Raw genomic sequence first — 26,443 nt, 5'->3', positions numbered from 1 at the left:
CACGGGGAGGCGGCTTCCGCTCCCTAATTTCATTCAACGACAAGGAGGACGACATGCAGATCAATCGTACAGGTTCGGCTCAATGGTCAGGCGGTTTGAAGGACGGCAAGGGTCAAATCTCGACGCAAAGCGGTGCGCTCAATCATTATCCCTACGGCTTTGCCAGCCGTTTCGAAGGCGTTCCCGGCACCAATCCGGAAGAGCTGATCGGTGCTGCGCATGCCGGCTGCTTCACCATGGCCTTGTCGCTGATCCTCAATGAAGCCGGCTTCACTGCCGAAAGCATGGAGACGACGGCGAAGGTCACGCTTGAAAGCGTCGAAGGCGGCTTCGCCATCACCGCGATCCATCTGACGCTGACGGGCAAGGTTCCCGGCGCCGACGAAGCGACCTTCACCGAGCTCGCCAACAAGGCGAAAGCCGGTTGCCCGGTTTCCAAGGCGCTTGCCTCCGTTCCGATTTCCCTGGAAGTTCACGCCGCCTAGGCCGCAATTTCAGGTTTATGCGTCGCGCTAGCTGGCGCGGCGCGTTTCGTATATATTCCGCATCCGGGCATTGGGCTGTCATTTCCATTGAAATGCGGTGCTCACGGAGAGAGGCGAATGTCTGGAATTCTCTTGATTCATGTTGTCATAAGCTTGATTGCCATCATGAGCGGCATTGTCGTGGCCTATGGATTTCTCGTGGGCAACCGTCACAATCGGTCGACGCTCGTCTATATGCTGACCACCGTTCTCACCAGTCTGACGGGTTTTCTATTTCCATTTCACGGCGTCACGCCGGCGATCATCGTCGGGACTGTCTGTCTTCTCATCTTCATTCCGACGGCGCTGGCGCGCTACAGGTTTCATCTTGCAGGTATCTGGCGTCCCGTCTTCGTGATCGGCGCTCTGGTGCTGCTCTTCTTCAACTGTCTCGTGCTGATCGTTCAGTCGTTCCAGAAGATACCGGTGCTCAACGCGCTGGCGCCGAATGGCAACGAGCCGCCGATATTAGCCGCGCAGGTGGTGCTGCTGGTGGTGATCGTGTTCGTCGGCTTTTTCAGCCTTCGCCGCTTTCATCCGACGCTTATCGGCGCCTGAGCAGGCGACTTTCGCCGCTGCGATAAAATGCCGGACACTTTCGCTGCGTTCCGCGAGGAACGTTGTCGATGATTTAACTCTTGTTTCAAGTTGTTCGGCGCATTCTCGGTTTATTGAATAGCATCCGAAAACCGCCTGTGGGTTGCAGGCGGTTTTCTTGACATCGGCGCTCTGATGGTTTACGAGTGACGAAAATTGAAAATCGTCACTCGTAAACCATCAGGCTTGCTCATGCTCGACCTTTCCGACGTCAGCGCCGATCCTGCCCGCCAGGAAAACATCACCCGCATTCTCGATGCCGCCGAAAAGCTGTTTCGCCACTATGGCTACAGCAAGACGAACGTGGCCGACATTGCGCGCGATCTCGGCATGTCAACGGCGAATATCTACCGATTCTTCGGTTCCAAGACGGAAATCCATCAGGCTATCTGTGGGCGGATGCTCGGCCAGAGCTACCAGATGGCCCTTGGTATCCGCAATCAGCCGATCAGCGCGACCGAGCGGCTGCGGGCTTACGCGCTATCCCAGTACAAGATGATACTGGAGACCATGCTGGATGAGCAGAAGGTTCACGAGATGGTCATCGTCGCCATCGAGCGCGACTGGCATGTCATCGAAAAGCATATCGAGCGTACGCAGGCGCTGGTCGCCGAGATCATCGCCGAGGGCATCGCTGCCGGCGAATTCGCCGAACAGGATCCGCATCTTGCCGCCAAATGCTTCGCTGCGACGACCGTCGATCTCTGTCATCCGCAGATGGTGGCACAGTGCCTTGCCAAATCCTACCAGGCGGATCCCGAAGATATCATCGCGTTCGTCATTAGGGCTTTGAAGAAATAACAATGCGCATCCGGGTGCCCGGCGTGCTCTTACTCTTTGTTCGACTTTAGGAGAGCGACATGGTTTCGCTGACGACCAACACTTTACGGACCATTGCCGGCGCGGCTCTTTTTGCCGCTTTCGGGCTTGGGCTTGCGGGCTGCAATGAGAAGAAAGAGGAGACGGCGGAGGTGATCCGGCCGGTGAAGGTCGTCGAGATCGCTCAGGCTGATACAACGCGCAAACTCGATTATTCCGGCGTCGTTCGCGCGCGGACGGACATGAATCTCGGCTTTCGCGTCAACGGTAAGATCGTCGAGCGCAAGGTGGATATCGGCCAGAGGGTAAAACCCGGCGATGTGATCGCCCGCATGGACGCCACCGACTATATTCTTGCGGTGCGCCGCTCGCAGGCCGATCTGGATGCGGCGGAAAAACAGGTGCAGACGACCGAGCTCGCCCGCACGCGTGCACGGACGCTCTTCGACAAGAATGTCACCTCCAAGTCGCAGCTCGAACAGGCGGAGCTTTCCTATGAGCAGGCCGTCTCGACCCGGGATTCCGCGGCTTCGGCATTGACCGAGGCGAAGAACCAGGTCGCCTATGCCGACCTGACCGCGGACATGAGCGGTATCGTGACTGCGATCAATGCCGATGTTGGCCAGGTGGTCAGTTCCGGCACGCCCGTCATCACCGTTGCTGTCGATGGCGAGAAGGAAGTGCAGGTTGCCGTGCCGGAAATGGATATCGCGCAATTCAAGGTCGGCAAGGACGTCAAGGCACGCTTCTGGTCCGACTCGGCTCTCGTCCTGGATGGAAAGGTGCGCGAAGTATCGGGCAGCGCCGACCAGTCGCGCACCTTCGCGGTGCGCGTGAGCCTGCCGAACGATCCGCGCGTGCTGCTCGGCATGACCGCGACCATCGAAGCGCTCGCCGGCAATACGCAGCCCTATGTGTCCATTCCGCTGAGCGCGCTTGCGCAAAAGGACGGACAGCAGATCGTCTGGATTGTCGATCGGAGCGGAGGCACGGTCCATTCCCGTGCCATCAAGGTTGTCGATTTCGCCGATGACGGCGTAAGGGTTGCCGATGGCCTGAAGGCCGGCGATGTCGTCATTGCCGCCGGCACGCAGTTCATGACCGAGAACATGAAGGTCAAGCTTCCGAGCGCTGGCGCTCAGCAGGCCTCCGCAGACACCAAAGCCGCCTCGGCGGATATCGTACGCTGACCCGGATCGAGGGGACGAGATCATGTCCATCAACAGCACCTCCGGCGAGAGGAAGCGTTTCAACCTGTCGCGCTGGGCGATCGCCCATCCAAGCATCGCTCGTTTTCTGTTCGGGCTCATCATCATCGCCGGCGCGCTCGGTCTCACCCATATGGGCCAGAAGGAAGATCCGGATTTCACCTTCCGCGTCATGGTCGTGCAGACTGTCTGGCCGGGCGCCTCGCTGCAGGACATGGAAGACCAGGTGGTCAACAAGATCGAGCGCAAGCTGCAGGAAACGCCGCATCTCGATTGGGTCAAATCCTACACTCGCGCCGGCTTTGCCATCACCACCATCCAGATCAAGGGCGACACTAACACCGCCGAGGTGAAGGACGCCTTCTACCAGATCCGCAAGAAGGTGGGCGATATCGGCAACGAGCTGCCGTCCGGCCTGCTCGGTCCCTATTTCAACGATGAATTCGGCGATACTTTCATCACGCTGCATTCGATCAGCGGCGACGGCTACACCTATCCGGAGCTGAAGAAATTCGCCATCCAGGCCCGTGACATGCTGCTCTCGACGCCCGGCGTCGAGAAGGCCACCATCATCGGCGACCAGGCGGAGCAGATCTATATCGACGTCTCCTCCAAGGTCCTGGCCGAGCGTGGATTGACGCTCAACGACCTGAGGAACGCCATTATCGGCCAGAATAATGTCGATCCGGCCGGCACCGTCGATACCAGCACCCGCTCTGTGCGCATCTCGGTCGAGGGTGACGTCAACAAGATCGAGGATATCAAGAACCTGCGGCTCAACGCCGGCGGCCAGGTGACCCGTCTCGGCGATATCGCCACCGTCACCGCCGGGCTGCAGGACCCCTATACCGCCAAGTTCCTCTTCAACGGCCATCCAAGCGTGCAGCTCGGCGTCGTCATGGCTCCTGGCTTCAAGGTGACCGATGTCGGCAAATCCATTGAGGAAACCTATAAGCGCTTCGAAGCCTCGCTGCCGGTCGGCGTTCAGGTCGATCAGATCGCCAACCAGCCAGACGTCGTCACCGACGCGATCAGCGAATTCATGCATGCGCTGGGCGAAGCGCTCGTCATCGTGCTGATCGTCTCGTTCCTCTCGATCGGCTGGCGTTCCGGCCTCGTGATCGCCATCGCCATTCCGCTGGTGCTGGCCGCGACCTTCGCCATCATGTACGAGTTCGGCATCGACCTGCAGCGCATTTCGCTCGGCGCGCTCATCATCGCGCTCGGCCTGCTTGTTGATGACGCCATGATCGTGGTCGAGCTCATGGAGCGCAAGCTGGAAGAGGGGCTCGTAAAGCTCGATGCCGCGAGCTTCGCCTATTCCTCGACCGCCTTCCCGATGCTGACGGGCACGCTGATCACCACAGCCGGCTTCATCCCGGTAGGCTTTGCGGCATCGACGGCCGGGGAATATGTCCGCACGCTGTTCTACGTCGTCGGCATCGCGCTCGTGGTCTCCTGGTTCGTGGCCGTCTATTTCACGCCATGGCTCGGCTACATGATCCTCAAGCAGCGCCACCATGCCGGCGAGCATCATGATGTGTTCGACACGCGCTTCTATCGCCGCCTGCGGTCGTCGGTCACCTGGGCCGTACGCCACCGCGTCATCGTGCTGCTCCTGACGCTTGCCGCCTTCGTCGGCAGCCTGTGGTCGTTCCAGTTCATTCCGCAGAACTTCTTCCCGCAGTCGTCGCGTCCGGAAATTCTCGTCGACCTGTGGCTGCCCGAGGGCACCAGCATCAAGGAAGTCGAACGGCAGGCGCAGGCGCTGGAAGCCCGCATGGCCGATGATCCGGACAAGCGCTTCATCGCTACCTATGTCGGCCAGGGCGCGCCACGCTTCTTCCTGCCGCTCGATCAGCAGCTCACCAACCCGAACTATGCCCAGATGCTTGTCATGGCCAAGGACGAGCCGGCCCGCGAGCGGCTGATCGCCAAGATGCGCGGCATCCTGGCGGCGGATTTCCCCTCCGTCCGTGGTAAGGTCGACCGCCTGTTCCTCGGTCCGCCCACCGGCTGGCCCGTGCAGCTGCGCGTCATGGGTCCCGACCGGCAGGAGGTTCGCCGTATAGCCGACGAGGTGAAGCAGCGCTTTGCCCAGAACCCGCTGCTCGGCGCCATCCATGACGACTGGCTCGAGCCTGTGCCGGCCATGAAGCTGGTGATCGATCAGGATCGCGCCCGCGCTCTCGGCGTCACCTCGCAGCGCATCCGCCAGATGCTGCAGGCCACGATGTCCGGTGTCACGCTCGACAATTATCGCGAAGGCGAAGAAACTGTCGGGATCGTCGCCCGCGAGCCGGACGCGAGCCGTCACCTGCTGACCTCGGTGAATTCGGTCTATATCCCGACCGATAGCGGCGGCTTCGTGCCGCTCTCGCAGGTCGCCAAGATCGTGCCCGTGATGGAGCAAGGCATAGAATGGCGCCGTGACCGCCTTCCGACCATCAGCGTGCGGGCGACCCTGCCCGACAATGTGCAGTCGAACGACGTGACGGCCAAGCTCTACAACGACATGGCTGATCTGAGGAGCAGCCTGCCGGCCGGCTACAAGATCGAGATCCAGGGCGGCGCCGAGGACAGCGCCGAAAGCCAGGCCTCGATCGCCGCCAAGGCGCCGATCATGCTCGTCATCATCGTCGTGCTCCTGATGGCGCAGCTGCAGCACTTCGGCAAGGCGATGCTGGTGCTCGCCACCGGCCCGCTCGGCATCATCGGTGCCGCCGGTGCCCTCCTGATCAGCGGCGCGCCCTTCGGCTTCGTCGCGATCCTCGGCGTCATCGCGCTGCTCGGCATCATCATCCGCAACTCGATCATCCTCGTCGACCAGATCGACCAGGATATCGCGGCGGGCATGGATCGGAAGGAGGCGATCATCGGCTCGGCCGTGCGTCGTTTCCGGCCGATCATGCTGACGGCGCTGACGGCCGTGCTGGCGCTGATCCCGATTTCGCGCGGCGTCTTCTGGGGACCGCTCGCCTACGCCATGATGGGCGGCATTCTGGTCGCGACCGTGCTGACGATCTTTGTCCTGCCTGCCGGCTATGCCCTGTTCTTCGGTCGCGAGCCCAAGAGCAAGTCGGTCGAGCCGCCGGCCAAGGAGCGGGCCGACGAGGAGGAGCAGAATACGATCCAGCTGCCGCCGGCCGTGGCCGCGGAGTAAAAGATCTGAAAGAAACAAATATCCCGGCTTTCGAGCCGGGATATTTGTTTGAGCCGTTCAGATCGATAGCAGGATCGTGTGTTTACCTTCGGCGATCTTCAGGATCGTCAGGCTTCCGCCCATGGAGACTGCCGTGTCGATGCCGATGCGGCCCGAGCCGAACGTGGGGCGCGAATGCGGTGTGTGACCGTGGACCACCAGCAGCGGCAATTGCGGTCCTTCCGACAGGAAGGGTTCGCGGATCCACATCAGGTCTTCATCCGTCTGATAGCTTAAGGGAATGCCGGGCTTGATGCCGGCATGGACGAAGAGCGTCGAGCCGAACGTGACGGCTACCGCCAATGAACGCAGCAGATCGACATGCGCCGGCGGCATGGCGCTGAGCGTCATGTCGCGCAATTGCTGGACGCTATAGCCAAGGTCGAAAAGAACATGCCGGGCATCGATGCCATAGGAGGCGAGCGTCGGCAGCGCGCCGAATTCGAGCCAATGGATGTTGGTATCGGGATCATCGAGAAAGCGCAGGAAGACATCGTCGTGATTGCCGCAAAGCGCATAGCGGTCGAAGCCTTCCGGCGGCGGCGCGCTGAGATGGGCCAGCACGTCACTGGAGCGCGGGCCGCGATCGACATAATCGCCGAGAAACAGCAGGAGCTTTCGGCCGGGAAGGGTGCGGGCGTCGGCAATGATACGCCTTTCAGCCTCCGCCATCTCGTCGTGGCAGCCATGGATGTCGCTCAGCGCATAGATCGCGGTATAATCCCGTCCCGTGAGATCGATGCGGTTCCGTTGCTGCTGCATGAAATCGACCGTTCCCCGCCGGGTCGTGCCTGAACGGCCGCGGCAGTCCAATTGCCTGAAATAGTGTCGAGAAACCCGCTTTCGGCGAGTCCTTATAGGACGGTATTCCAAGCATGGACCTGCCGCAAGTCTTACGAGCACAGGCATTGGTCTGAACCGCTGAAACTGCAGGGAATTTCAGAACGCCGTCGGAAACCTCGCCCATGACGCGATCTCCAGAACGATCGCTCAACCGCGATAGGCGGCCTCGAGCCCGGCAATGTCGAGTTTGACCATGCCCATCCAGGCTCGCATGACGCGAGCGGCCTTTGCCGGATCCGGATCGGCGATATACTTGCGGAGCACCGCCGGCACGACCTGCCAGTAGACGCCATAGCGATCCGTCACCCAACCGCATTCCACCGGCGCGCCGCCATCGACAAGGCCGTCCCAAAGGCGGTCGACCTCAGCCTGGTCGGCGCAATCCACCTCCAGCGAGATCGCATGATTATATTCGATGCGGTCGCCGCCGTTCAGTGCCATGAAGCGCTGGCCGGCGAGCGTGAAGGTGACGACCAGAACCTCATCGGGTTTGCCGGAGGGCATGTCGACAATATTCTTCTGCACATGATCGATCCGGGAATCGGGGAAGAGCGAGACATAGAAATTCGCAGCTTCCTCGGCTTCCCGCGCAAACCACAGGCATGGGGCAATCTTGGACATTGGGTGTTCCTCTCTCGAATGGACTTCTCTAGCTAAGCTGCCGGAGGACGTCTGAGGAAACAGGATGCCGACACCGAGCTTTGAAAAATGCCTTTCAACGCGATGCGGGCGGGTAGAATTGTCTTTTAGATATCGATTGTGAACTCGCGGAGGGCGCCGCTGTCCCCCTTCTCCCCAGCGGGGAGAAGGTGCCGCCAGGCGGATGAGGGGGTGCCCGCCAAGGCCACTAAAATCCATGAATTCAAATAGATAACCCCCTCATCCGACCCTTCGGGCCACCTTCTCCCCAAGGGGAGAAGGAGCTTACGGTGCTCGTCCGCCTCCATATGCGATAGCCCTGCCACAAGGGGGGAGATTGGTCACTCGCTGCACCTTCCTGCCTCAAGCAAGCATTAAACTTGCTGATTCCTGTGTTCCTGTTGTTTTAGCTGAAACGGAGCGACATACTCCCAGCGATCTCCCCCCATGTGGGGGAGATGTCCCGAGAGGGACAGAGGGGGGTATTAGCGGTGCGATAGGCGAGAAAGGTATTTGGCCGATGCGACACCAAGCTCAATCGCTCGTCGCCAGCCTCTCCGCGAATTCGATCGCCTCGATCAGGCTGCGCTCATTGGCGATGCCCTTGCCGGCGATGTCGAAGGCGGTGCCGTGGTCGACCGAGGTGCGCACGATCGGCAGGCCGAGCGTGATGTTGACGCCGGAAAGATCCATCCATTTGCCCGTCGCGGGATCGATCTCGAAGCCGAGCAGCTTGACCGGGATATGGCCCTGATCGTGATACATGGCGATGACGGCGTCATACTGGCCGGCGCGCAGCTTGACGAAGACGGTGTCGCCGGGAACGGGACCGACGATATCGAGCCCGTCGGACACCGCCCTGGCGATGGTGGGCGCGGAGATATCGATATCCTGCCGGCCGAAGAGGCCGCCTTCGCCGGCATGCGGATTGAGCGCCGCCACCGCGATCTTCGGGCTGGTTATGCCGAGATTCCTGAGCGCCTTGTGGGTGAGGTCGATCACGAGGCGCAGCCGCTCGGGCGTCAGGCGCTTCGGCACATCCTCGAGTGCGACATGGGTGGTGACGTGGCTGACGCGCATATTGCCATGGGCGAGCATCATCACGGAGCCGCGCGCGCCGGTGAGCTCGGCCAAAAGCTCGGTATGACCGGCATAATGGAAGCCAGCCTTGTTCAGTGCTTCCTTGTTGAGCGGCGCGGTGACGATGCCGCCGACCTTGCCTGACAGCGCCAGCTGAACGCCCTTTTCGATCGCCTTGAACGCCATGCGGCCGCCATCGGCGGAAAGCCGGCCCGGCAGGATCGGCTCTCCCTCGGCATCGGCCTGGATGAAGCAGAGGTTCGGCCAATCGGCCTCCATCTGCACGTCCGGAATTTCGATATCGAGGCCAAGCTGTTGCTCGGCAAGCCGCAGGGCAGGGCCGCTGCCGATAATGGTCAGCTTCAGCTTACCTTCATCGAGCCTATCTTTGAGTCGTGCTGCAGCCTTGACGATGATTTCCGGGCCGATGCCGGCGGGATCGCCCATGGTGATCGCTAAGTGCCGCGTCATGGTTCTTCTCCTCCGGCAATCAGCCCGTTTTCACTTAAGAGATCGCGCCACAGGGTGGGGCCGCCGAATGCACCTGATTTCGAGATGACAGTGGTGCCTTGCCAGGGGCCGTCGACGATCGTGGAGCGCGGCAGGCCCGGCGCTGCCTGGCCGGTGATGCTGAGCGCTGACACGTCGAGCGCCGAGCACAGGTTTCGCAGGGTCTCGCCGCCGGCGACGATCAATGTGCCCGGGGCGGGCAATGCCCTGGCCATGCGGCCGAAGGTGGTCGCGATCCGCCTTGCAGCATCGTCGCGTTCAAGCCCTGTCGGCAGGTCGAGGCTGACCATGGCGACGCCGCTTTGCCGGATTTGATGATCGACGGTTTTGGCATCAGCATCTTCGCCAAGCTTCAGCCAGTTGGGACCGCAGGCCTGGAGTTGCGCCAGGGTGATCGGCTGGTCCGAGCCGAACAGGCCGAGCACCGGCCGTTGCAGCCGGCGCGAGATGGGAACGGAGGGGGCCGGATGGCGTTCGCCTGCGTCTCTTTCGGCGTGGGGCAGAAGCTGCGTTGCCAACTCGATATTGCGTGCGAGAGCACGGGCGAGCCCGCCGGTGCCGCTCCAGAGAACCGGCCCCTCCAGCCGCGAGGACACCCATGCGATGATGGCATCGAGATCGTCATCCGTATGCGCATCGAAAACATGGATGCCATCCGGAATGTGCTTGCCTTCGAGGCTACCAAGCGTCGTGTTGAAGGCCGGCAATCCCTCGGCGCGCAAATGGGTCACGAGATCGCCGCTGACATCGCGCCAGGCGTCCTTGCCGGCATAAAGCACCTGCCGCCCGCCCTTCGTGTGCCGTCCGTGATGCGGGAAGGCTGGCGCCAGAATGCAATGCCGCCAATAGCCGAGCCGGAAGCAGGCAGCCAATTCCGCCGCCCAGGGGCCGCGAAACAGGCTATCCACCTTCTTGAAGGCGAGATCGGCCCCCTGCAGCAGCGGTGCAATGCCGCCGACGATTGCTTCCGCCTCGGTGGCTGTCTTCTCGCGGGTGCCGCTATCGATCGCCAGGCAATCCGGCAGCTTGTTGGAAAGCGCATCGCTGCGCTCGACCGCGATTGGCCCGTAGACACCGACGAATTCGACGGCGGTATCGAGCGCGCCCGTGAGGTCATCAGCAATGAGGCGGAGAGTGGGCATGAACTTTAGGAGCCTTCAGCGGCCTTGCGGGTAGCGGATATCGGAGTGGACGGGAGACCTTGCGGCGGCTCGGACGAAGCGCAATCTTCAGCCTTCCATTAGGGATGTCAACGGGTTGCTTTGTCACCGTTTCATGTCGGGCCATGGCATATGGAGCAGGCAGGTGCCGCATGTACCTTCTCCCCTCGGGGAGAAGGTGGCCCGAAGGGTCGGATGAGGGGGCGATTGAACCGAATCCGAGAATTTCGTGCTTCCGGCAAATCCCCCTCATCCCCCTGTCGGGACCTTCTCCCCGAGGGGAGAAGGAGGGTGCGCGACAACGATCTCACCCCATATGCAATTGCCCCGCCGTTTCATTGATCGCGGCTGCGACGCCGGCCCGCGTTTACTCGACTGTGCATATGCGGCTATGCTTGTATCTCAACCACGCGGCGGATCGCTTCAGTCGCGTCAAGGAGGGCAGGGTGAGCTACGATTTCCATGTGGGCCAGAAGGTCGTCTGCATCGACGATACGTTCAAGCATGTCAGCATCGATCAGCTGATCCGCAAGGGAACGATCTACACCATCCGCTGGGTCGGCGAGTACACGCATTATGTCGACGGCACCTTCATCGGCGTGAAGCTCGAGGAGATCCATCGCGGTAATGATGACGGCCCGGAAGGCTATGGCGCCGCCGACATGCCCTATCGCGCCAGCCGCTTCCGTCCACTGGTGAAGGACAAGATCGCTTCGCTCAGAAAGCTGCTCGCGCCGACGCCGGATGCGCCCGCCGAGCCGAAGGTGAAGACCAGGAAAAAAGAAAAGGTCTGACGGCAGGCGGCATCGGAGCCTGCCGCCGCTATGGATCAGGCCTGCCGCGCCCGCGCAAGCCCGTGCTCGATCAGCCGGCTGACAAGCTCCGGATAGGAAATGCCCGAGGCTCCCATGGCCTTGGGATACATGCTGATATTGGTGAAGCCGGGCATGGTGTTGATCTCGTTGATGACGACGCTGCCATCCGGCGCTAAAAAGAAATCGACGCGCGCCAGCCCTTCGCATCCGAGCGCGCGAAAGCCATCCGCTGCCATGCGCTTCAGCATGTCTGCCGTATCAGCCGGAATATCCGCCGGCACGGTGACGACGGCGCCGTTCTGGTCGAGATATTTTGCCTCGTAGGAATAGAAGCCGTGCGTCGCGGCCGTCGCGATCTCGCCCGGCACGGAGACGAAGAGCGAGCCGTCAGGCTCTTCCAGCACGGCGCATTCGATCTCGCGGGCGCGCACGAATTCTTCCACCAGCACCTTGCGGTCATGCCGGAAGGCTTCGGTGAGCGCGCTCTCGAACCCTTTGGCATCCTGCACCTTGCTGACGCCGACCGACGAGCCCTGGCGCGTGGGTTTGACGAAGACGGGCGAGCCGAGCGTGGCTGCGATCTCATCGAAATCTGGCTTGTCGCCACGCGTCAGTGTGACCGAGCGGGCCACCGGCAGGCCGGCCTCGCGCAGCAGGCGCTTTGCCATATCCTTGTCGATCGCATTGGCCGAGCCGAGAATGCCGCAGCCGACGAGGGGCAGGCCGATGATCTGGGCAAGGCCCTGAATGGAGCCATCCTCGCCGTTCAGCCCATGCAGCACCGGAAACAGCACGTCGACCGCAGGCAGCTCGCGGGCGCCTGCCCCTTCCAGCGCCATCAGCCGGCCCTTGCCGCCCGGAACCAGGCAGACTTGCCGGCCCTCATAGGCAACCGGCTCCGGCAGCGCGCCGCCCTTTTCCTCCACCAGCAGCCAGCGCCCGGCGCGATCGATCAGGATCGGCACGATCTCATATCTGCCGCCATCGATCGCCTTGACGACATTGCGGGCCGACATGACGGAAACCTCATGCTCGCTGGACTGACCGCCAAACAGAACGGCGACGCGTAGTTTCGACATCGAGGCTTTTCTCCCGGGCCAGGTTGGAGGTGATGGTGGGAGAAGGGTTTAAACGGGAGATTGCAGCGGAATTGGGGAGGATCACGCTTAGGGCGCCTTTCACGAAGAACATCTTCGTCCGCTTCGACAGTTACGACGATAAGGACATTCTCGACCTTAAGGCGGACCTCAACCAGCACGTTGTTTCGTCGGAGTGAAGTCTTGGGATTGAGGTCTGTCGCGATCTCATTAGCCTTGCTGGCGTTGTGCTGGCAGGGCTTTGTAAGCAAGTCGTTGAACAGGTTAGCGGGACTACGGCGTAAACTCATAAAATTGCTTGTCGTTTATGGTCGGCTCTGATTCAAGGCTTCCAACTACGGAGGCCTTTGATGACGCGTCGCCGCTACGAACTTACCGAGCATGAATGGTCGATCATATCGCCGTTGTTGCCCAACAAGCCCCGCGGTGTTCCCCGCGTGGATGACCGGCGGGTGCTGAACGGTATCCTTTGGCGGTTCCGGACAGGTTCGCCCTGGGCGGAAGTCCCGGAGCGCTATGGCCCGCCGACCACCTGCTACAACCGCTTCATGCGCTGGCGCAAAGCCGGAGTATGGGATCGGCTTCTCGAAGCAGTCTCGGCCGCCTACGATGGTGACATCGTCATGATCGACTCGACCTGTGTCCGCGTTCATCAGCATGCGGCCACGGGAAAAAAGGGGATGGAGATGATGGCGGCATGGGACGTTCCCGCGGCGGACTTACGAGCAAAATCCACGCGCTCGTCGATGCCGAAGGTCGCCCCGTCAACCTTCGTCTGACCGGTGGGCAGGTCGCCGACTGTACCCAGGCCGACGCGTTGACGGACGAACTGGGTGAAGGAGATATCCTGCTGGCCGACAAGGGATATGACAGCAATGCCATCCGGGCTAAGGCCGCCGAGCGAAAGGCCTGGGCCAATATTCCGCCGAAGACAAACCGGAAAGGCTCCTTCGTGTTCTCCCGCTGGGTCTATCGACAACGCAATCTCGTGGAACGGTTCTTCAACAGGATCAAACAGTTTCGAGGCATCGCAACCCGGTATGACAAGCGTCTGGAAAACTACTTCGCCGCTGTAAAGCTCGTCGCTGCAAGAATATGGTGCCAGAGTTTATGAGTCGACGCCGTAGAAGACTACTTGCCCGATGGCTACAAAGCAAAAGATTTGGAATCGCTGATCGCTTTTGTCGCCGCTGACGATTTCTGGGAGCGGCTGCCTTTTGAACCCAAAGCGGAATTTGATAGACTTGCCAAGGTCATTCTCGGTATCGAGGACAAAGGAAAAGTGGCGGCTGTTGAGTCCGAAGAAGAGGAGCGTGAACAGCGTCTGACCCAAACGCCACATTAGTTTGCGTCTAACTTCTCGGCTCTATCAGTATATAAGATTGGGCAAAGCCCATTAGCTTATTGTGCGACAAGGCGATGCACGTGCCATCGCTTTATTGAAAGAGGCCACTGACGCAAAAGTAAGCGATCCGTCGATTGTCATAGTTTTTGGCGAAATAACAAGAAACTGGTGCTGCTAGAGAGATTTGAACTCTCGGCCTCTCCCTTACCAAGTATGTTCTTGTCTTCTACTATCACTTTGCTTTCCTTTCATTATCGCCGATGCCGGTTTCAACTTCCCCAATATTTCCCCATGGCAAGTTGTTTATTGAGGAGGCGAGATTGGATACGTTGATGTGCGCGTAGCGCAGCACCATCTTTTCCGAGGTCCATCCGCCAAGCTCCTTCAAGGCAATCAAATCCCGGTTGGCTATGTAGTGCCAGGTTGCCCATGTGTGGCGGCAATCATGGGGGGTGAAGTCCTTTATGCCAGCTCGGCGACACGCTCCTTTGAAGCCCGTTTTGATCTGTCCGCCGCCTTCATCGTCTTCCTTGACCTCATAAGGCTTTCCCCGGTTCGTGAGGAATACGGCGCCGGTACGATGCTTCATGTTGCCGAGGGCGACGACAACACGCGGATGCAGCGGCACGCCGCGATCGATGCCGGTTTTCGTGTCGAGGAAGGCGACATGGGCGCGCATCAGATCGACATCTTTCCAGTCGAGATACAGCGCTTCCGAGAGACGCGCGCCCGTGTACAGCAGGAACGTTACCAACGGCTTCAAGTGCGGTGAGCAAGCGCCAATGAGAGCATTTGCCTCGTCAGTTGTGATCCAGCGCACCCGCCCTTTAGGCTGCTTGGGGCGAGCTATGTCGAAAGGTGCGCAGAGACGATACTTTGCTGCCAGTTTCAGAATGGCCGATATCGGCGTGTAAACTTGGCGGTTCAGGGTTGACGGCGAGGCGTCTGGATAAAGCTTCCGGGCCGCGCGGTCGATGGCGAGCTGATCAATCTCATGTAGCGGCTTCGTTCCGAAGTGTTTGGCGATCTTATCGACAAAGCGGCTTGAGCCGCCTTGTTCCAGATACATCACGCTGGCTTCAAGGAACGTCGCTGTTTTGCTGCGGCCATGGATACTACGGTCGAGCAGTTCCGCTTCGCGTTTGATGCGGATTTCTTCCGCCCTTTTTTTGTCGTCAGTGCCTGTAGTTTCATCCACTGCGATGCCTCTGACGGTGCCACGGATGTACCAGTTTTTTCCTCCGTGACGCTGGACGAGCTTGAGGGGCATGAAAGTGACTCCAATAGTGCTTTGACATCGGCGTCCGTGAAAATCTTGCGGCGGCCGATTTGTCGGAAGAATGGGCGCTCCTTGAGTATTTCCTGAAGCGTGCGGCGGGAGACGTGCAGCGCAACCGCCACGTCATCCATGGTGTGAAGCTGAGGGAGAGACATCAGTCCCTGCCTTTCTTCTTCGCCAGACGGCGCAGATCCGCACGCCCCATTTTGATCGGGCTTGTCGGGCCGTTCAGTTTATAGCTGTTGATGCTACCATTTGCATGCATCCGGCGAATAGTTCGCGTTGAGCAGCCGAGCGCATGTGCGATTTCCTTGATGCCAACCGGGCTATCGTCTTTCATCTTTGCCACATTCCCTCGTGAAATCGGAATGCCGGCATCCGTTTAAACGGGTGCCGGCTTTTCGGGTCAGCAGATTTGCCGAGCCTTAATTGTTCGAGCGGTCGAGAACGTTGACCACCTCGTCGAGCATGCGGTTAGACGCATCCAACGCGCGCGCAAATTGATGCAGGATGTTCTGGTCGTAGCTCTCCGACTCGGCGATATGAGACATGTAGCTCGACAGAATTTTGCCGATCGCCTGCGCCTCAAAGGACTTATCGATAGCGGTCTCAATCTCTTCGGAAGTGGGCTTCATACGGGCGCTCCCTCCAGCTTGCGGCGGATGCGGCCCGGATCGATCACTTCACGGGGCGCGACAAGATCGCCCTCGAAGTAGACGGCTCCCATCAAATAATGGCGGCGATCCATGGCCGACCATTCGCGCGTAATCCAGAAAGGCACAGCGTTCCGGCTATGCCTGTCGTCGACCTCATAATAGCCGTCGCCGCTCCATTCGACGCTCGCGCGGCGCACGCCTACCATGACTGTAACGTCGCCCGAATTGTGGAATACATGGCCGCCGTAGACTTCCTGACGGTCGGGACGCATGCGCAGGAGAATTACCTCGATCTGCTTCATGCACGCTTCCAACTGTTCTTCGTCGGTAAGCTGCTGGATCTCGATGGTCGGCGCGACACTGGCGAGCGCTGTCGCCGGCACTGCGGCGCTGATGCCGACAGCCGATAGGAACGAACGGCGCGAGAGCGGCCCGAAGGCAGCGCTTGCATTGCTTGGCGTTTGTGCTGTAGATTTTCCCTGCATCTTTATATCCTTATTGGTGTGATAAAGGGCGGAGCCGGTTCCTACGCCGGGGCTCCGCCCTTTTCCGTTTGCTTCGCATTCAGACCCTCTTTCACTAATTCACGAATCGCCTTGGCTCTCGTGCTAATGCGGTTGCCGAAGCGATATTCATCAACCTGCTCGATCAAACCCTTTTCGAACATGATCGGAACACGTTCCGTCTTTGCTTCTGACATTTGCTGCTCCGTTATCGACGCCATCGGCGCTTTTTGTGCCGATTTTTTATTAATTGATCTTTTGCATTTGATGGTCAATAGATATTTGAGCCTCTTGTGCCGATTTTTTGTGGTGAGTTATGGTGAAGCCTCGCGAAAACCGCGTTCCGATGATGCTTTCGAACGATGAGCTTGAAGCAATTGATGATTGGCGTTTCAAAACTCGGGTCGCCACGAGGTCTGAAGCAATACGCCGGTTGTGCAAGCTTGCTCTGATTCTCGACGCGCGAATGGAAGGCCTGTTTGATTATAGACTTCGCGCGTTAGGAAGCGTCGCTCAGCTAGGGGAGGCGATAAGTTACGAGCCGTCCGACAACACAGAGAATGCTGTTGCGAATGCATGGAACTCTATCAGGGCGACAGAAGCCCTTATGCGCTCAGTCGATGAAAAGAGGAAAAGCCCTGAATCAGCTGCGGCCGCCTTCGAGGAGGCGGCTCTTGCGATTAGCGATCTGACGGGTCGAATAAAGGAGCTTTCGGATGCAATGATTACATTGCGAATGCCGTCGAAGATCGAAGAAGCTTTTCTCGACATTGAGGTCAATACAGAAATTTGGAATAGAATGCTTGGACGTCCATCAGACTTCGCACATCTCACAATTGATGAACTTGTCGATGTCCTAAAGAATGGCGGACAGCCCAAAGAAGATAAAATCTCCGGAAAGGATTAGGCGACTTAGGCGCTTGACTTGCCCCCAGGCCATAGTCATTTTCTCCGCAACGTATGGGGGATTTAATGACCAAAAGCTTTCTAGTGCTAGTTTGCGCATCTATTGCGTTGACCGCTTGCCAGACGGCGTCTCCGCAGGATGACACGGTCTACGTCCGAACCGATGGCATTTCACAGGTGGGACGCCCGGATCTTCAACAGCAGTTCCAAATTGACAGCACAGTTTGCATTGGCGAGGCACAGAAAGCGGCTGTAGGTGCGCCCATCGTCTACTCCAACGGTTCCCTTCTAAGTGAGATCAGCGCGGCTAGCGTGAATCAACAGAAGAGCAATGCTTTGAACGATGTGGTAAAGGGCTGTATGGCGCAGAAGGGCTATATACTGGTAAAGAAATCGGAAGCCGTGGCGACAGCACAGCGGTTCCGCGCTAACGTTAAGAAATAGAGCTGGGAGCATAACTGACTGGTGCGAGCTTGCGGACAACTTGTCCGTAAGATGATCGAAGCGACAACGTGTCGTTCTGATCATCCAAACATCCTGTCGAACATCTCGGCCGCCGTTTCCTGCTCCGACGATCTGCCCTTGAACATACGGTCGAAGTGCTCGGCACTGAGATAGATGACGTTATCGATTGGCCGGTTGAGATTGTTCTTTCGGCGCTTCTGGCTGTCTGCAGCTCTATGGCTGTCCGAGCAAAAGCGCGATGTCTTGCGCTTGGCTTCGAAAGGCACGCCGCACCAGGCGCATATTGCGCGGTGAAACTGCTCCTTCATTTCCTCGTTATAGCAGACGCGGCTGCAGAAGAGGGTACTTTCCAGCTTCGCGACGAACGCCGTTCCGCAACGCTTGCAGCTTGCCATCGCACGCTGGCGATGCTTTTCGTCCCGGCAGGTGCGACCGCAGAGAGTCTGCTCGTTGCCGCGCGGCTTGAACATCTCGCCGCATTGAGCACATTCCCGCTCCTTGTGGATGAGCATCGCCTTGTTGCGGCACTTCATGCAGCAATAGAGGGTCCCCGCCTTCTTCGGACGGAACGGCGTCTGGCATTCCTTGCACTGGCGCTCGTCGAGATGGCGGCGAGCGAGGCCCTGGCATTCGGGACTGCAATGGACCTGCTTAGCACGGCGCGGCTGGAATGATGTTCCGCATTGAGGGCAGGGGATGGCTTCCAGCCTGCGGCGAGCAACGCCGGCACACATGAAGGAGCAGTATTTTCGTTCGCGCTGGTCGGCCCCATAAGGCAGGAAAGGCTTTGCGCATACGTGGCATTCGATCCGCTCGAAACTCTCGCGCCTGATCGTGAGCGCCGCATTCTTGCCGCTTGCGCCGGTAGCTCGCTGGCCTTCGCCCCGCCACATCGCCCGGGCATTCGTGGCGCACTTGACGGAGCAATAGCGGCCGCGCCGCGTCGTCTCGCCGAATTCGACGGGGCCGCCACACTGGATGCAATGGCCGTCGATGCGGGTGTATTCGTGCTGGCCTTCGTCCCAGTTCGGCCTGACGGCGCCATTGCGCTTCAGCGCCAGCGCGACCAGCGTCGCAGCCTCATGGTCCGCTGTGCGCCAGGCGTGCCCCTGACGGCATAGATTGGAGCGGATCAAAGCCCGCATCTCGCCCTCGCGCTCGAATGCGCTTGATATCCAGATTCTCATTTCGCGAGCCAGCCGACTGACGATGCGCAGGCGATCGCGGCCGGAGAAGATCTCGGGCGGAGGCGGAGCGACATGCAGCTGTTCGATCCATTGTGACCTGTTGCGTTGCCTGCGACCCATATCGTCACCCGAACAATGTGTCGAACAGGCCGGCGCTGATCTTACCGGTTGCGGTATGGGGCAGCACTTTCACGCCGTCGCGCTGGTTGCGCATCACGGCGAGCTGATCGATATAGGCATCGTCCATCGCGCGCAGGATGGCGATGTGATGCGGCTGCATGGCGATGCGGTACAGGCGGCAATAGGCCTCAATCTCGGCGTGGGTGATGGGATTGGGGCCGTTCATGTGATAGCAGCGCGAGCGGCTGAGATCGAGGAACCAGCGCCATAGCAGCGCGCCACCAGAAGGGACGCGCGGCCGCTTGCGCGTAACGAGGCTTTCCTTGAGGGCCGTGACCATGTGATGTTTGAGACGGTCCGTCTTTTTCATCGCTGCCTCGGATGTAAGTTGATCTGCGCAACGCGATCGGGCAACTGGTCGTTCAGCTCCTGAACGCCCTGCCTGGTGATCCGGGTTGCGGTGTTCTCGACGAAGCCTTGAAGGTTGCCGTCGTTATCGACGCTCACGCGGACATCAGATGTCACATGAACGTTGACCGCAGAACCGACGCTGAGGCTGGACAGCCGATCGTTGGGAATGACCTGCGAGCCTCGCGGCAGGTTGACCAGCTCGGGACCTTCCTCACCCACCCAGGCAGTGCCGCCAGGCGCGAAATCCGTTCCCTTCGCGAAGCCAGGCCGTGGGGTCGGAATAGGAACGGTGGAGATATCCGGCACAAGCGACGAAGATAACCCGCCGCCGAGAATGCTGCTGAACAGGCTGTCGAAGATGCCTCCGGATTTGCTGGTGCCGAAGATGCCATCGAGCAGGCTGTCTTCAAGCTTGCTGATAAGCTTGTCGAGGACGCCGCTGAAGGCCTCGGCCGCGGACTTGCCCTGGCGCAGATCATCGATGAAGCCCTTGGTGGCATCCTTGGAAACGTCGCGCCATTCGTTGACGGCATCGCGCAGATTTTCCTGCTCCTCGTGCAGCTTGCTGGCGCCGACGCGGGCATTCGCATATCCGTCCGCGAGGGTGAGCATATCCTGCGCCTGCTGGCGGGCGGCAGGTGAGAGGTTGGCGAAATCGCCGCTGAGGAGCTGCTGGACGCTCTTCAGTTCCTTGCCGGCGGCAGTCCCTGCCTTCTGCGCCGCCGACAGCAGATCCTGCGCGGCGCCGGCTTTCTCGACGGCATAGCCATAATCGTTGACGAGCGGATTGATGGCAGCCTGCGCCGCCGTCTCGGCCTGAAGGGCAGCGGTGCGTTCCCGGATCTTGCCGGCCTCGCGATCGTAGCTGTCTAGCTTGTCGGCCTTGCCTGACCCATCCTTCGATTTTTTCGTGGTGGCATATTTCTTGTCGGTGATGTCGATCTGCTCGATCTCCGGCGCCGGCATCGTGGGGGTCGCATGACCGTGAGGGGTGGCGAAGCGCTTGGCCTCAACTGTCTGTGGCAGATCATCCTTGCCCTTCGTGGTCGCGTCCTGCATGGCAGAAATCTGCCCTTCGACGGATTTCAGCATGTTGCGGCCGACCGGATTGTCTTTGCCGTACTGAGCGATGATCTTGGCGCGTTGCTGTTCGAGATCCAGCAGCTTTTCGGAGTTGGCAATCTGCTCTTTGCCGGCGCTGAGCGATTGCATGTAAAGGCCGTAGATTTCCTTTTCGGTGTTGCCGGGCGGCGCCAGATCGGTCAGCGGATTGCCGTTGTTCATGGCAGTCAGCGCACCTTCCAGCGTCTGCCATAGGGTACCGGCCTTGCCGATCGCCGTGTCGAGATACTGGATGATGCCATTTATGCCGGCGATCGCGTTATCGAACTTGATGTTGGCGAGGCCGCCCGCGATGCCTTCCAGCAAGTTTGCGGTTTTCTCGGCTGCTCCGGTCGCCGTATCGAAATCGCCGACCAGGCGCGTGAGAGAGGTCTTGAGATCGGTGAAGGCCTGCCCGATCGTCGTCGAAGATCCTTTGAGCTTCGTGTCGAGATCCGACGATCCGGCGATGATGCCGTCGAAGAGGGCGCGGCTGGAAAGCTGCTGGTTGTTGACGAGGTTCTTCAGCTCGGCGACCGAGCCGTTCGCCTGCTTGATGCCCTTGGCGGCGGCTTGCGCCAGTGCCGGCATGCCTTCGACGATAGAGTTGAATTCCTCGGCATGGACCGTGCCGCTGCCGAGCGCTTGCGCGAGCTGCAGCATGGGGCCGGCCGCTTCCGTGGCGCTCGTGCCGGAGATGCGCAACGCCTTGCCGACATTATCGGTAAAGCCGATCAGCTGTTCGCTGGAAATCCCAAGCTCCTTCTGGCTGATCGAAACGCGGCTGTACAGCTGAGCAAGGCTTTCGATCGGCGCGTGGTTGCGCAGTGCGACTTCATAGAGCTGACCGAGTGTGGTCTTTAGGCCGTCGCCGGAGAGGCCGGCCACCTTCAGCGCGTTGGTAATGTTGGTGGCGGAGTCGGCCAATTCCTGAAACGACTTCACCCCGGCAATGGCACCGATCGCGGCGAAGGCCTTGCCGAAGGTTCCGACGCGCGAGGATGTGGTTGCCATCGCCTGGTTGATGCGGGCCGTGGCGCGCGCCATGTCGGCCTCCATCTGGCGCGTTGCGCGTGCGGAGCCGTCCGTGAGCTGCTGATAGGTGCGCGTGCCCGTCGCTGCGCCCTTCTGCATGTTCTTCTCGAAATCGCGCAAACGCGCCTCGAGCAATACGACGAGCCGTTCCGTATCGTCAGGCATGACCCCTCCTAGAAATAGGCGTGCTCTTCCGACCAGTCGTCGGAATCGTAGATGGATATGCCGCTGTCGCCGGCCGCGCAGCGCGCGACCGCCATGGCGGATGCAACCGCGCCGTCGATGCGGTCGCGGCTCTTGCCCTTGTGAAAGCTCTTGTTGCCGGCCTTGTCGGTCTCGACGGCGATGTTTTCGAAGTTCCAGCGAAGGATAGGATTGCCGCCATGGCGGAAGCGGCGGCCGATGATGGCGCGTTCCAGTTCCTTGACGGCCGGCGCCATAGTCACCCAGCCTTGCCGCATATCGACGCAAGGAAAGCCGTCATCGAGCAGGTTGTTCTTAAGGACCTGCGCCATATGCGGATCGAAGGCGATCTCGCGAACTTCGAAGCGGGCGCAGATCTCGCGGATATAATCCTCAACATAGCGGTAATCGACGACATTGCCCGGCGTTGGAATGATCAGCTCGTCTTCGGCCCAATCCACATAGGGCACTCCGTCGCGATCCTGCCGGCCGCGCAGATTATCGGCCGGGCAGAAATACCAGGGATGGACAACATACCCATCCTCGCCATCGCGCCAGGCAGCCACGACTACGGTCAAATCGCTCGTCGAGGACAGATCGACGCCAAGCCAGCAGGGCTTTCCTTCCAGATCGTCGAGATCGACGGGGAACTTGCCTTCGTCGTAAACCATCATGTCAACGAAGGGATCCGCGCTGTAGTCGAGCCAGACATTGAGGTTGAGCTGCTGAAAGGCCGAGCGCAGTGCCGGGATTTCCTCCGCCTCGCGGGCGAGCTGGCGCAGGCCGTCGATATCCGGATAGCCATAGGGGAGGCCGGGATTGGCGGCATACCAGACATCCTCGTCGCGCCAGTCCGCATCGCGCGGCGTCTCGAACAGGATCGGCAGCCAGGTCGGATCTACGATCTCGCCACGCTGGACCTTGCGGGCGTATTCGTAGAATTCGAAGGCGACGTTCTCCTGCCCGCGTCCGGCCGTGCTGATGACCATGAGAAGCGAGCCGGGAACCTTGACGAGGCCGGACTTGATCGCTTCCCACAAGTCGCGTTTCGGCCAGGCGTGCAGCTCGTCGGCCAGCGCGAATACCGGCGTATGACCGTGAGCAGTTCTGGCATCGGCGGAGATCGCCTCGAAGAAAGCGCCGTTCTTCGGGTTGCGGATACGGTTTTTCGAATCCGTCAGATGCAGCCGGCCTTCCATGCGCGGATGGGCTTCGATGATGTCGTAGGCTTCCTTGTAGGCGATGCGCGCCTGCGACCGGTCGGAGGCAGCAACCATACATTCGCCGCCCGGAATGCTCTCTTTCCCGATCGTATGCAGCAGCGCCAGCGCAGCACCGAGCGAGGTCTTGCGATTGCCGCGCGGCAGCATCATCGCGACGGTGCGCACTATACGGCGCCCGTCCGGATGCCGGGGGCCGTAGATCTTGCGCACGACGCGTTCCTGCCAGTGAGACAGGTCGAAATCCTTTTCGGGCAGGGTGGATTTCGGGTGCTTGAGCATGCGCAGGAACTGGACGGCGCGCTCCCCGTAGCCGAACGGATCGGGGATCTCCGAGTCATCAAAAATCCATGAGACCATCGAACAGCTCCGATTGCTGGCGGTCAAAGACCGAGCCGCCCTTGTCGCCGCCCTTCATCTTCGGGCGGGATCTGGCGGCCGGCGTCAGGCCGAGTTCCGCCGCCAGACGCAGCACCGTCGATTGCGCCTTGCCGAGCAGGCTAACGGCGGGGTTCTGTTTGAGGATGCCCTTCCCGCCGTCGATCAGCGGGCCATGCAGGTCGATGGCCTCCTGCGCCTTGCGCATGTTCCACAGCGCCATCACGTACGCGTCTACGGTACCGAACATGGCTTCCGTCAGCATCTGGCGCTCGCGCAGATCATCGACGACGGCAAGCCATTCGGATCGCATGGCATCGGGGATATGCGCGGGAACGGCCGGCGTTTCCGTCATGCCGCCTTCGATCACCTTCAGGTCTGCCTTTCGGCCGCGAGTGCTCATGCACCACCTATCGCTACGGTGCGGATTTCGAGGCCCTTACGCCGGCCAATCTCCTTCACCTCTTTGATGTTGTGGGCCATGCCGGCATAGATGACGCGATCGGCGTTCGTGATGCCGTCGAAAAAGCGGATCCGAAAAATCGTCACGGTCTCATCGGCGGCGCCATAAGCGCGGATGAACTCTTCCGTGGACGCCTGAATGATTTCGGCACGCTGCGTCGTGAGGTCAGTCCATGTGAAAATGGGGTTGCCGGTGTCATCGATGACATCGCCTGAGCGCTGAATGACGATGCTTCGATCGAGACGGCCCGCTCTCATGCGATTTCCTCCACCAGGGCGGATACCGTGACGACGGCGTGGCTCGTCTCGCCGTCCGGATCGCGCAAATATCTCACATTGGAAATGCGGATATCTGCGCAGCTATAGCCTTCGCCGAGAGCGAGCCTGCGCCCGGCTAACGTGAATCGCATGGTCGCTGCAATCAGCTTGACACCGCCCAGCCCCGGTTCCCGTTTCCAGACATGCAGATCCATGAAGACGCGCTGTAGCTTGCGGGCCACGCTGTCTCCCTCGTCGATCGTCTGTCCCTCGCCGATGATGATGGAGGGATCGGGCGCGGGACGCTGGTTGCGGTCGAGAATGCTTGATGCCGGGACAAGCATGGTAAGCGCCGCCGTTTCGACCAGGCGCGTGCGAATGCTTTTCTGAAGGGCGAGATCCGCGCTCATTGTCCACCCCAATTGTCACGCACAGCCTTGCTGATGGACCGTTTGATACGGTTAGTTATGCGCTTGCGGGTGAGGCGCACGGCCGGCCAGAAAAAGGGCTGCGCCGGGGCATTCTTCGTTCCATATTCCTCAAGGTGCGCATAGCGAACGTCCGTGTTGCCGGCCGTCACCATGACCGTGTTTTCGGGAACGACCTGCGAGCCGCCCGGCTGCGAGTATGGCGGCGTCGTTCCGCCCGGCGGCGTGGCGACGATGCTCTTTTCCAGATCGCCGGTATCCCTCGGCGCCAGCTGCTGCATGACGCCTACAAGCTCATCGCCAGATTTGATGATCGCCGGCCGCACGGCTTCCCGCACCGCTTGCGGTATGGCCTTCATGCGCTGCTGGAACCGGGCGAGGCCGCCATCGTTCGCCATGTCAGAAGCTCCAGTTGCGATATTCGCGCACGACATCCTGCACGCCGAACGGCAATGACTGCGCCGTCACGCCGATCACGGACGCCTCGCGGTTCTCGTACCAGTGGGCGGCAAGCATCAGGACGGCATTCTTGATGTCGAAAGGCACATCGCCCGGTTCGAAACCCGTCGCCATCTCGAAACCGAGCAGCCGGTTGATGTGGCTTTCGGCCGCCTCGACCTTCTGCATGATGAGCGCATCGTCGGCATCCCCGATGATGTTCATGTGCTGCTTTGCGGTTTCGAGATCGACGATCATGCGGCGGGCTCCTCAAGAATTCAGCAAGCGACAAACTGTCGTTTGCTGCGTTACGCGCCGGCCGTTGCGGCCACACGGACGATGTTGGAGTTGATCGCCAGGCTGATGTTCATCTTCATGACATTGTTGGCCTGATCGAGAGCCTCGGCGGCGCTCATGACCTTAGCGATGAACAGACGCTGGCTCGGCGTCGGATCGCTGCCGGTGGCCGGAGCATCGTTGAGGACGATCTTGAAGGCATAGTCGTAAGGCGTCTTTTCCGCTGCGATGACGGCCAGCTGACCGGCATCGGCATAGTCGATGGCAGTGACCACTTCCATGGTGCCGGCGTTGCGCGTGCCCTTCAGCGTCTTGTCTCGGCCTTCGCCGATGATGGACTGTGTGATGGCCTGCGAGGTGTCGCCAAGCGTGCCGAGCGTGTCCAGTTCCTTGACTTCTACCCAGGCTTGGCTGGTGAAATCAGCGGCGACGAAATCAGTGCTTTTCTGGTCGATTGCAGTGCCGATATAGAGCTTGCTGCCGGCCGTTGCGAAAATAGGCATGTCAAAAATCCTTATGTTGCCGCCGTTCAAGGCGCTGTTTCTTCGATACGTGGCAGGGAATGGCTGCCATCGGTTGCCAGTTGCTCCGGTCCCAAAAGAGGCGTTCATTGCCCTTGTGCGGGGTGATGTGATCCACCATGTCGGCGACGCGGCCGCAGCCACAGGCGCAATGGCGGTTCTCTGGCAGGGCGAGGAACGCCTTGCTTTCGCGCTCCCACTCGCGGTTGTAGCCGCGCGCGCGGGCCGATGGCCTTGTCTTGTCGTGACGCGCCTTACGTTCGCGGGCGCGGCGCTCCTCGCACGGGCAGGCTGCGCCGGAAGCGATCCGGTGACCGCAGCCACATATGCGGGGAGCCTTGACCGGCATGGCTATGCGACCGGACGGATGGATGCGTCACCGAGGACGGCGAGTGCCGCCAACGCGATCGAGGTTCCGCCTGCCTTGGTGACGGACGGACGGACATAGCGCCTGAAGCCGAGATAGCCGAGCTTGTACGTCGTCGCGGCTGCAAGGGTCGAAGGGATATCGCCCTGCAGCTCGCCGTCGTCAACATCAGTGAACGTGGCGTTGTCGTCGCTGTCCATCAGCTTGACGCCGAAATCTCCGGCTCCGGCGATCGCGCCGGTCGTGAAGACGAAGGCGAGGGAATTGAAGCCGAGCGTATCGATGCTGACACCATCGGCCGCCGCAGTCTGCACGGCCGGCGCGATCGCCTGCCTTGCGGCTATGTTGTGTACGATATCACGCATAAGGAAGTCTCCGGTTGAGGAAGA

32 protein-coding genes are annotated in these 26,443 nt (G+C 60.2%); 10 read left to right on the top strand and 22 right to left on the bottom strand.

Going from position 1 to position 26,443, the window contains the following annotated elements; translation table 11 throughout:
• Positions 1-53 precede the first annotated feature (53 nt).
• From FHT84_RS21740 to FHT84_RS21720, 5 genes are all read left to right on the top strand, one after another.
• On the top strand, positions 54-485 hold the full coding sequence (locus FHT84_RS21740) for an OsmC family protein (protein ID WP_104824404.1): 432 nt from the start codon (positions 54-56) through the stop codon (positions 483-485).
• Positions 486-602: 117 nt separating this feature from the next.
• On the top strand, positions 603-1,082 hold the full coding sequence (locus FHT84_RS21735) for a hypothetical protein (RefSeq protein WP_112341771.1): 480 nt from the start codon (positions 603-605) through the stop codon (positions 1,080-1,082).
• 231 nt (positions 1,083-1,313) lie between these two features.
• Positions 1,314-1,922, top strand: coding sequence for a TetR family transcriptional regulator (locus FHT84_RS21730; protein ID WP_183765746.1), 609 nt, complete (start codon positions 1,314-1,316; stop codon positions 1,920-1,922).
• Between the two features lie 59 nt (positions 1,923-1,981).
• Positions 1,982-3,130, top strand: a complete 1,149-nt coding sequence (locus tag FHT84_RS21725; RefSeq protein ID WP_183765749.1) for an efflux RND transporter periplasmic adaptor subunit — start codon at positions 1,982-1,984, stop codon at positions 3,128-3,130.
• 22 nt (positions 3,131-3,152) lie between these two features.
• The gene (locus FHT84_RS21720; protein WP_183765752.1) at positions 3,153-6,311 is read left to right on the top strand and encodes an efflux RND transporter permease subunit; all 3,159 of its coding nucleotides are present in this window, start codon (positions 3,153-3,155) and stop codon (positions 6,309-6,311) included.
• A gap of 57 nt (positions 6,312-6,368) precedes the next feature.
• On the opposite strand, the gene FHT84_RS21715 is transcribed toward FHT84_RS21720, so the two are convergent.
• From FHT84_RS21715 to FHT84_RS21700, 4 genes are all read right to left on the bottom strand, one after another.
• Positions 6,369-7,112 (bottom strand): metallophosphoesterase, encoded by a 744-nt coding sequence (locus FHT84_RS21715; protein ID WP_183765755.1) that lies wholly within the window; start codon positions 7,110-7,112, stop codon positions 6,369-6,371.
• 228 nt (positions 7,113-7,340) lie between these two features.
• Entirely contained in the window at positions 7,341-7,814 is a 474-nt protein-coding gene (locus FHT84_RS21710; RefSeq protein WP_112341775.1) for a VOC family protein, read from the bottom strand.
• A gap of 552 nt (positions 7,815-8,366) precedes the next feature.
• Positions 8,367-9,383, bottom strand: coding sequence for a 4-hydroxythreonine-4-phosphate dehydrogenase PdxA (gene pdxA, locus FHT84_RS21705; RefSeq protein WP_113249509.1), 1,017 nt, complete (start codon positions 9,381-9,383; stop codon positions 8,367-8,369).
• Positions 9,380-10,564, bottom strand: coding sequence for a four-carbon acid sugar kinase family protein (locus FHT84_RS21700; RefSeq protein WP_183765758.1), 1,185 nt, complete (start codon positions 10,562-10,564; stop codon positions 9,380-9,382). The genes pdxA and FHT84_RS21700 overlap by 4 nt, the downstream gene beginning before the upstream one ends.
• A gap of 464 nt (positions 10,565-11,028) precedes the next feature.
• Here FHT84_RS21700 and FHT84_RS21695 point away from each other — a divergent pair, with 464 nt between their 5' ends.
• A complete protein-coding gene (locus tag FHT84_RS21695) occupies positions 11,029-11,376 on the top strand; it encodes a CAP-Gly domain protein (protein ID WP_112341783.1) in 348 nt (115 codons plus the stop codon).
• Positions 11,377-11,411: 35 nt separating this feature from the next.
• On the opposite strand, the gene FHT84_RS21690 is transcribed toward FHT84_RS21695, so the two are convergent.
• Entirely contained in the window at positions 11,412-12,476 is a 1,065-nt protein-coding gene (locus FHT84_RS21690) for a D-alanine--D-alanine ligase family protein (RefSeq protein ID WP_183765761.1), read from the bottom strand.
• Positions 12,477-12,844: 368 nt separating this feature from the next.
• On the opposite strand from FHT84_RS21690, the gene FHT84_RS21685 reads away from it, so the two are divergent.
• Positions 12,845-13,608, top strand: a protein-coding gene (locus FHT84_RS21685; protein ID WP_183787578.1) for an IS5 family transposase whose coding sequence is annotated in 2 segments (ribosomal slippage) — positions 12,845-13,160 and positions 13,160-13,608 — 765 coding nt in all. Because the reading frame shifts where the segments join, the coding sequence is not laid out codon by codon here.
• Between the two features lie 21 nt (positions 13,609-13,629).
• The gene (locus tag FHT84_RS21680; RefSeq protein ID WP_145644433.1) at positions 13,630-13,839 is read left to right on the top strand and encodes a hypothetical protein; all 210 of its coding nucleotides are present in this window, start codon (positions 13,630-13,632) and stop codon (positions 13,837-13,839) included.
• Positions 13,840-14,071: 232 nt separating this feature from the next.
• Here the strand turns inward: FHT84_RS21680 and FHT84_RS21675 are convergent, their stop codons facing one another.
• The 5 genes from FHT84_RS21675 to FHT84_RS21655 all read right to left on the bottom strand — a co-directional run bounded on the left by FHT84_RS21675 (position 14,072) and on the right by FHT84_RS21655 (position 16,474).
• Positions 14,072-15,109 carry a site-specific integrase gene (locus FHT84_RS21675; RefSeq protein ID WP_183764674.1) on the bottom strand — a complete coding sequence of 346 codons (1,038 nt, stop codon included), beginning with the start codon at positions 15,107-15,109 and terminating at the stop codon, positions 14,072-14,074.
• A 163-nt stretch (positions 15,110-15,272) separates the two neighbouring features.
• On the bottom strand, positions 15,273-15,458 hold the full coding sequence (locus FHT84_RS21670; RefSeq protein ID WP_183764677.1) for a hypothetical protein: 186 nt from the start codon (positions 15,456-15,458) through the stop codon (positions 15,273-15,275).
• 85 nt (positions 15,459-15,543) lie between these two features.
• The gene (locus FHT84_RS21665; RefSeq protein WP_183764680.1) at positions 15,544-15,753 is read right to left on the bottom strand and encodes a hypothetical protein; all 210 of its coding nucleotides are present in this window, start codon (positions 15,751-15,753) and stop codon (positions 15,544-15,546) included.
• Positions 15,750-16,259: a hypothetical protein gene (locus FHT84_RS21660; RefSeq protein ID WP_183764683.1), complete on the bottom strand. Its 510-nt coding sequence runs from the start codon at positions 16,257-16,259 to the stop codon at positions 15,750-15,752. The genes FHT84_RS21665 and FHT84_RS21660 overlap by 4 nt, the downstream gene beginning before the upstream one ends.
• A gap of 41 nt (positions 16,260-16,300) precedes the next feature.
• Entirely contained in the window at positions 16,301-16,474 is a 174-nt protein-coding gene (locus tag FHT84_RS21655; protein ID WP_183764686.1) for a hypothetical protein, read from the bottom strand.
• 149 nt (positions 16,475-16,623) lie between these two features.
• Here FHT84_RS21655 and FHT84_RS21650 point away from each other — a divergent pair, with 149 nt between their 5' ends.
• Both FHT84_RS21650 and FHT84_RS21645 read left to right on the top strand, forming a co-directional pair.
• Positions 16,624-17,184 (top strand): hypothetical protein, encoded by a 561-nt coding sequence (locus tag FHT84_RS21650; protein ID WP_183786356.1) that lies wholly within the window; start codon positions 16,624-16,626, stop codon positions 17,182-17,184.
• A gap of 65 nt (positions 17,185-17,249) precedes the next feature.
• On the top strand, positions 17,250-17,627 hold the full coding sequence (locus FHT84_RS21645) for a hypothetical protein (RefSeq protein ID WP_183764692.1): 378 nt from the start codon (positions 17,250-17,252) through the stop codon (positions 17,625-17,627).
• 80 nt (positions 17,628-17,707) lie between these two features.
• Here FHT84_RS21645 and FHT84_RS21640 read toward each other — a convergent pair whose 3' ends face one another.
• Genes FHT84_RS21640 through FHT84_RS21585 form a run of 12 tightly spaced genes read right to left on the bottom strand, consistent with a single transcriptional unit; the run spans position 17,708 to position 26,419 of the window.
• Complete coding sequence (locus FHT84_RS21640) at positions 17,708-18,955, bottom strand: hypothetical protein (RefSeq protein ID WP_183764695.1); 1,248 nt, start codon at positions 18,953-18,955, stop codon at positions 17,708-17,710.
• Between the two features lie 4 nt (positions 18,956-18,959).
• A complete protein-coding gene (locus FHT84_RS21635; RefSeq protein ID WP_183764698.1) occupies positions 18,960-19,325 on the bottom strand; it encodes a hypothetical protein in 366 nt (121 codons plus the stop codon).
• Positions 19,322-21,667, bottom strand: a complete 2,346-nt coding sequence (locus FHT84_RS21630; RefSeq protein ID WP_183764701.1) for a tape measure protein — start codon at positions 21,665-21,667, stop codon at positions 19,322-19,324. The genes FHT84_RS21635 and FHT84_RS21630 overlap by 4 nt, the downstream gene beginning before the upstream one ends.
• An 8-nt stretch (positions 21,668-21,675) precedes the next feature.
• The gene (locus FHT84_RS21625) at positions 21,676-23,265 is read right to left on the bottom strand and encodes a terminase TerL endonuclease subunit (RefSeq protein WP_183764704.1); all 1,590 of its coding nucleotides are present in this window, start codon (positions 23,263-23,265) and stop codon (positions 21,676-21,678) included.
• Entirely contained in the window at positions 23,246-23,686 is a 441-nt protein-coding gene (locus FHT84_RS21620; RefSeq protein ID WP_183764707.1) for a phage terminase small subunit P27 family, read from the bottom strand. Before FHT84_RS21620 ends, FHT84_RS21625 begins: the two co-directional genes overlap by 20 nt.
• Positions 23,683-24,003 (bottom strand): phage head closure protein, encoded by a 321-nt coding sequence (locus FHT84_RS21615; RefSeq protein ID WP_183764710.1) that lies wholly within the window; start codon positions 24,001-24,003, stop codon positions 23,683-23,685. The genes FHT84_RS21620 and FHT84_RS21615 overlap by 4 nt, the downstream gene beginning before the upstream one ends.
• Positions 24,000-24,413, bottom strand: a complete 414-nt coding sequence (locus tag FHT84_RS21610; protein ID WP_183764713.1) for a DUF3168 domain-containing protein — start codon at positions 24,411-24,413, stop codon at positions 24,000-24,002. Before FHT84_RS21610 ends, FHT84_RS21615 begins: the two co-directional genes overlap by 4 nt.
• Positions 24,410-24,829 carry an HK97-gp10 family putative phage morphogenesis protein gene (locus FHT84_RS21605; RefSeq protein ID WP_183764716.1) on the bottom strand — a complete coding sequence of 140 codons (420 nt, stop codon included), beginning with the start codon at positions 24,827-24,829 and terminating at the stop codon, positions 24,410-24,412. The genes FHT84_RS21610 and FHT84_RS21605 overlap by 4 nt, the downstream gene beginning before the upstream one ends.
• Position 24,830: 1 nt before the next feature.
• Positions 24,831-25,127, bottom strand: coding sequence for a head-tail connector protein (locus FHT84_RS21600; protein ID WP_183764720.1), 297 nt, complete (start codon positions 25,125-25,127; stop codon positions 24,831-24,833).
• 50 nt (positions 25,128-25,177) lie between these two features.
• The gene (locus FHT84_RS21595) at positions 25,178-25,669 is read right to left on the bottom strand and encodes a hypothetical protein (protein ID WP_183764722.1); all 492 of its coding nucleotides are present in this window, start codon (positions 25,667-25,669) and stop codon (positions 25,178-25,180) included.
• Between the two features lies 1 nt (position 25,670).
• Positions 25,671-26,036 carry an HNH endonuclease gene (locus FHT84_RS21590; protein ID WP_183764726.1) on the bottom strand — a complete coding sequence of 122 codons (366 nt, stop codon included), beginning with the start codon at positions 26,034-26,036 and terminating at the stop codon, positions 25,671-25,673.
• Positions 26,037-26,038: 2 nt separating this feature from the next.
• A complete protein-coding gene (locus FHT84_RS21585) occupies positions 26,039-26,419 on the bottom strand; it encodes a hypothetical protein (protein ID WP_183764728.1) in 381 nt (126 codons plus the stop codon).
• Between the last annotated feature and the right edge of the window lie 24 nt (positions 26,420-26,443).

The sequence above is a fragment of the Rhizobium sp. BK289 genome, assembly GCF_014193575.1.
GTDB classification, from domain to species: domain Bacteria; phylum Pseudomonadota; class Alphaproteobacteria; order Rhizobiales; family Rhizobiaceae; genus Rhizobium; species Rhizobium tropici_C.
The sequence above is the reverse complement of the archived record's forward strand: the minus strand, read 5'-3'. Positions and strand labels throughout refer to the sequence as shown.

What these genes read in the sequence shown, in the direction of transcription:
- FHT84_RS21605 (WP_183764716.1), bottom strand. Translation starts at nt 24,829, where the DNA reads ATGGCGAACGATGGCGGCCTCGCCCGGTTCCAGCAGCGCATGAAGGCC.
- FHT84_RS21590 (WP_183764726.1), bottom strand. Translation starts at nt 26,036, where the DNA reads ATGCCGGTCAAGGCTCCCCGCATATGTGGCTGCGGTCACCGGATCGCT.
- FHT84_RS21620 (WP_183764707.1), bottom strand. Translation starts at nt 23,686, where the DNA reads ATGAGCACTCGCGGCCGAAAGGCAGACCTGAAGGTGATCGAAGGCGGC.
- FHT84_RS21730 (WP_183765746.1), top strand. Translation starts at nt 1,314, where the DNA reads ATGCTCGACCTTTCCGACGTCAGCGCCGATCCTGCCCGCCAGGAAAAC.
- FHT84_RS21630 (WP_183764701.1), bottom strand. Translation starts at nt 21,667, where the DNA reads ATGCCTGACGATACGGAACGGCTCGTCGTATTGCTCGAGGCGCGTTTG.
- FHT84_RS21595 (WP_183764722.1), bottom strand. Translation starts at nt 25,669, where the DNA reads ATGCCTATTTTCGCAACGGCCGGCAGCAAGCTCTATATCGGCACTGCA.
- FHT84_RS21625 (WP_183764704.1), bottom strand. Translation starts at nt 23,265, where the DNA reads ATGGTCTCATGGATTTTTGATGACTCGGAGATCCCCGATCCGTTCGGC.
- FHT84_RS21740 (WP_104824404.1), top strand. Translation starts at nt 54, where the DNA reads ATGCAGATCAATCGTACAGGTTCGGCTCAATGGTCAGGCGGTTTGAAG.
- FHT84_RS21720 (WP_183765752.1), top strand. Translation starts at nt 3,153, where the DNA reads ATGTCCATCAACAGCACCTCCGGCGAGAGGAAGCGTTTCAACCTGTCG.
- FHT84_RS21655 (WP_183764686.1), bottom strand. Translation starts at nt 16,474, where the DNA reads ATGTCAGAAGCAAAGACGGAACGTGTTCCGATCATGTTCGAAAAGGGT.
- FHT84_RS21610 (WP_183764713.1), bottom strand. Translation starts at nt 24,413, where the DNA reads ATGAGCGCGGATCTCGCCCTTCAGAAAAGCATTCGCACGCGCCTGGTC.
- FHT84_RS21725 (WP_183765749.1), top strand. Translation starts at nt 1,982, where the DNA reads ATGGTTTCGCTGACGACCAACACTTTACGGACCATTGCCGGCGCGGCT.
- FHT84_RS21675 (WP_183764674.1), bottom strand. Translation starts at nt 15,109, where the DNA reads ATGCCCCTCAAGCTCGTCCAGCGTCACGGAGGAAAAAACTGGTACATC.
- FHT84_RS21660 (WP_183764683.1), bottom strand. Translation starts at nt 16,259, where the DNA reads ATGCAGGGAAAATCTACAGCACAAACGCCAAGCAATGCAAGCGCTGCC.
- FHT84_RS21600 (WP_183764720.1), bottom strand. Translation starts at nt 25,127, where the DNA reads ATGATCGTCGATCTCGAAACCGCAAAGCAGCACATGAACATCATCGGG.
- FHT84_RS21670 (WP_183764677.1), bottom strand. Translation starts at nt 15,458, where the DNA reads ATGAAAGACGATAGCCCGGTTGGCATCAAGGAAATCGCACATGCGCTC.
- FHT84_RS21715 (WP_183765755.1), bottom strand. Translation starts at nt 7,112, where the DNA reads ATGCAGCAGCAACGGAACCGCATCGATCTCACGGGACGGGATTATACC.
- FHT84_RS21615 (WP_183764710.1), bottom strand. Translation starts at nt 24,003, where the DNA reads ATGAGAGCGGGCCGTCTCGATCGAAGCATCGTCATTCAGCGCTCAGGC.
- FHT84_RS21700 (WP_183765758.1), bottom strand. Translation starts at nt 10,564, where the DNA reads ATGCCCACTCTCCGCCTCATTGCTGATGACCTCACGGGCGCGCTCGAT.
- FHT84_RS21640 (WP_183764695.1), bottom strand. Translation starts at nt 18,955, where the DNA reads ATGGGTCGCAGGCAACGCAACAGGTCACAATGGATCGAACAGCTGCAT.
- FHT84_RS21710 (WP_112341775.1), bottom strand. Translation starts at nt 7,814, where the DNA reads ATGTCCAAGATTGCCCCATGCCTGTGGTTTGCGCGGGAAGCCGAGGAA.
- FHT84_RS21635 (WP_183764698.1), bottom strand. Translation starts at nt 19,325, where the DNA reads ATGAAAAAGACGGACCGTCTCAAACATCACATGGTCACGGCCCTCAAG.
- pdxA (WP_113249509.1), bottom strand. Translation starts at nt 9,383, where the DNA reads ATGACGCGGCACTTAGCGATCACCATGGGCGATCCCGCCGGCATCGGC.
- FHT84_RS21650 (WP_183786356.1), top strand. Translation starts at nt 16,624, where the DNA reads ATGATGCTTTCGAACGATGAGCTTGAAGCAATTGATGATTGGCGTTTC.
- FHT84_RS21585 (WP_183764728.1), bottom strand. Translation starts at nt 26,419, where the DNA reads ATGCGTGATATCGTACACAACATAGCCGCAAGGCAGGCGATCGCGCCG.
- FHT84_RS21645 (WP_183764692.1), top strand. Translation starts at nt 17,250, where the DNA reads ATGACCAAAAGCTTTCTAGTGCTAGTTTGCGCATCTATTGCGTTGACC.
- FHT84_RS21735 (WP_112341771.1), top strand. Translation starts at nt 603, where the DNA reads ATGTCTGGAATTCTCTTGATTCATGTTGTCATAAGCTTGATTGCCATC.
- FHT84_RS21665 (WP_183764680.1), bottom strand. Translation starts at nt 15,753, where the DNA reads ATGAAGCCCACTTCCGAAGAGATTGAGACCGCTATCGATAAGTCCTTT.
- FHT84_RS21690 (WP_183765761.1), bottom strand. Translation starts at nt 12,476, where the DNA reads ATGTCGAAACTACGCGTCGCCGTTCTGTTTGGCGGTCAGTCCAGCGAG.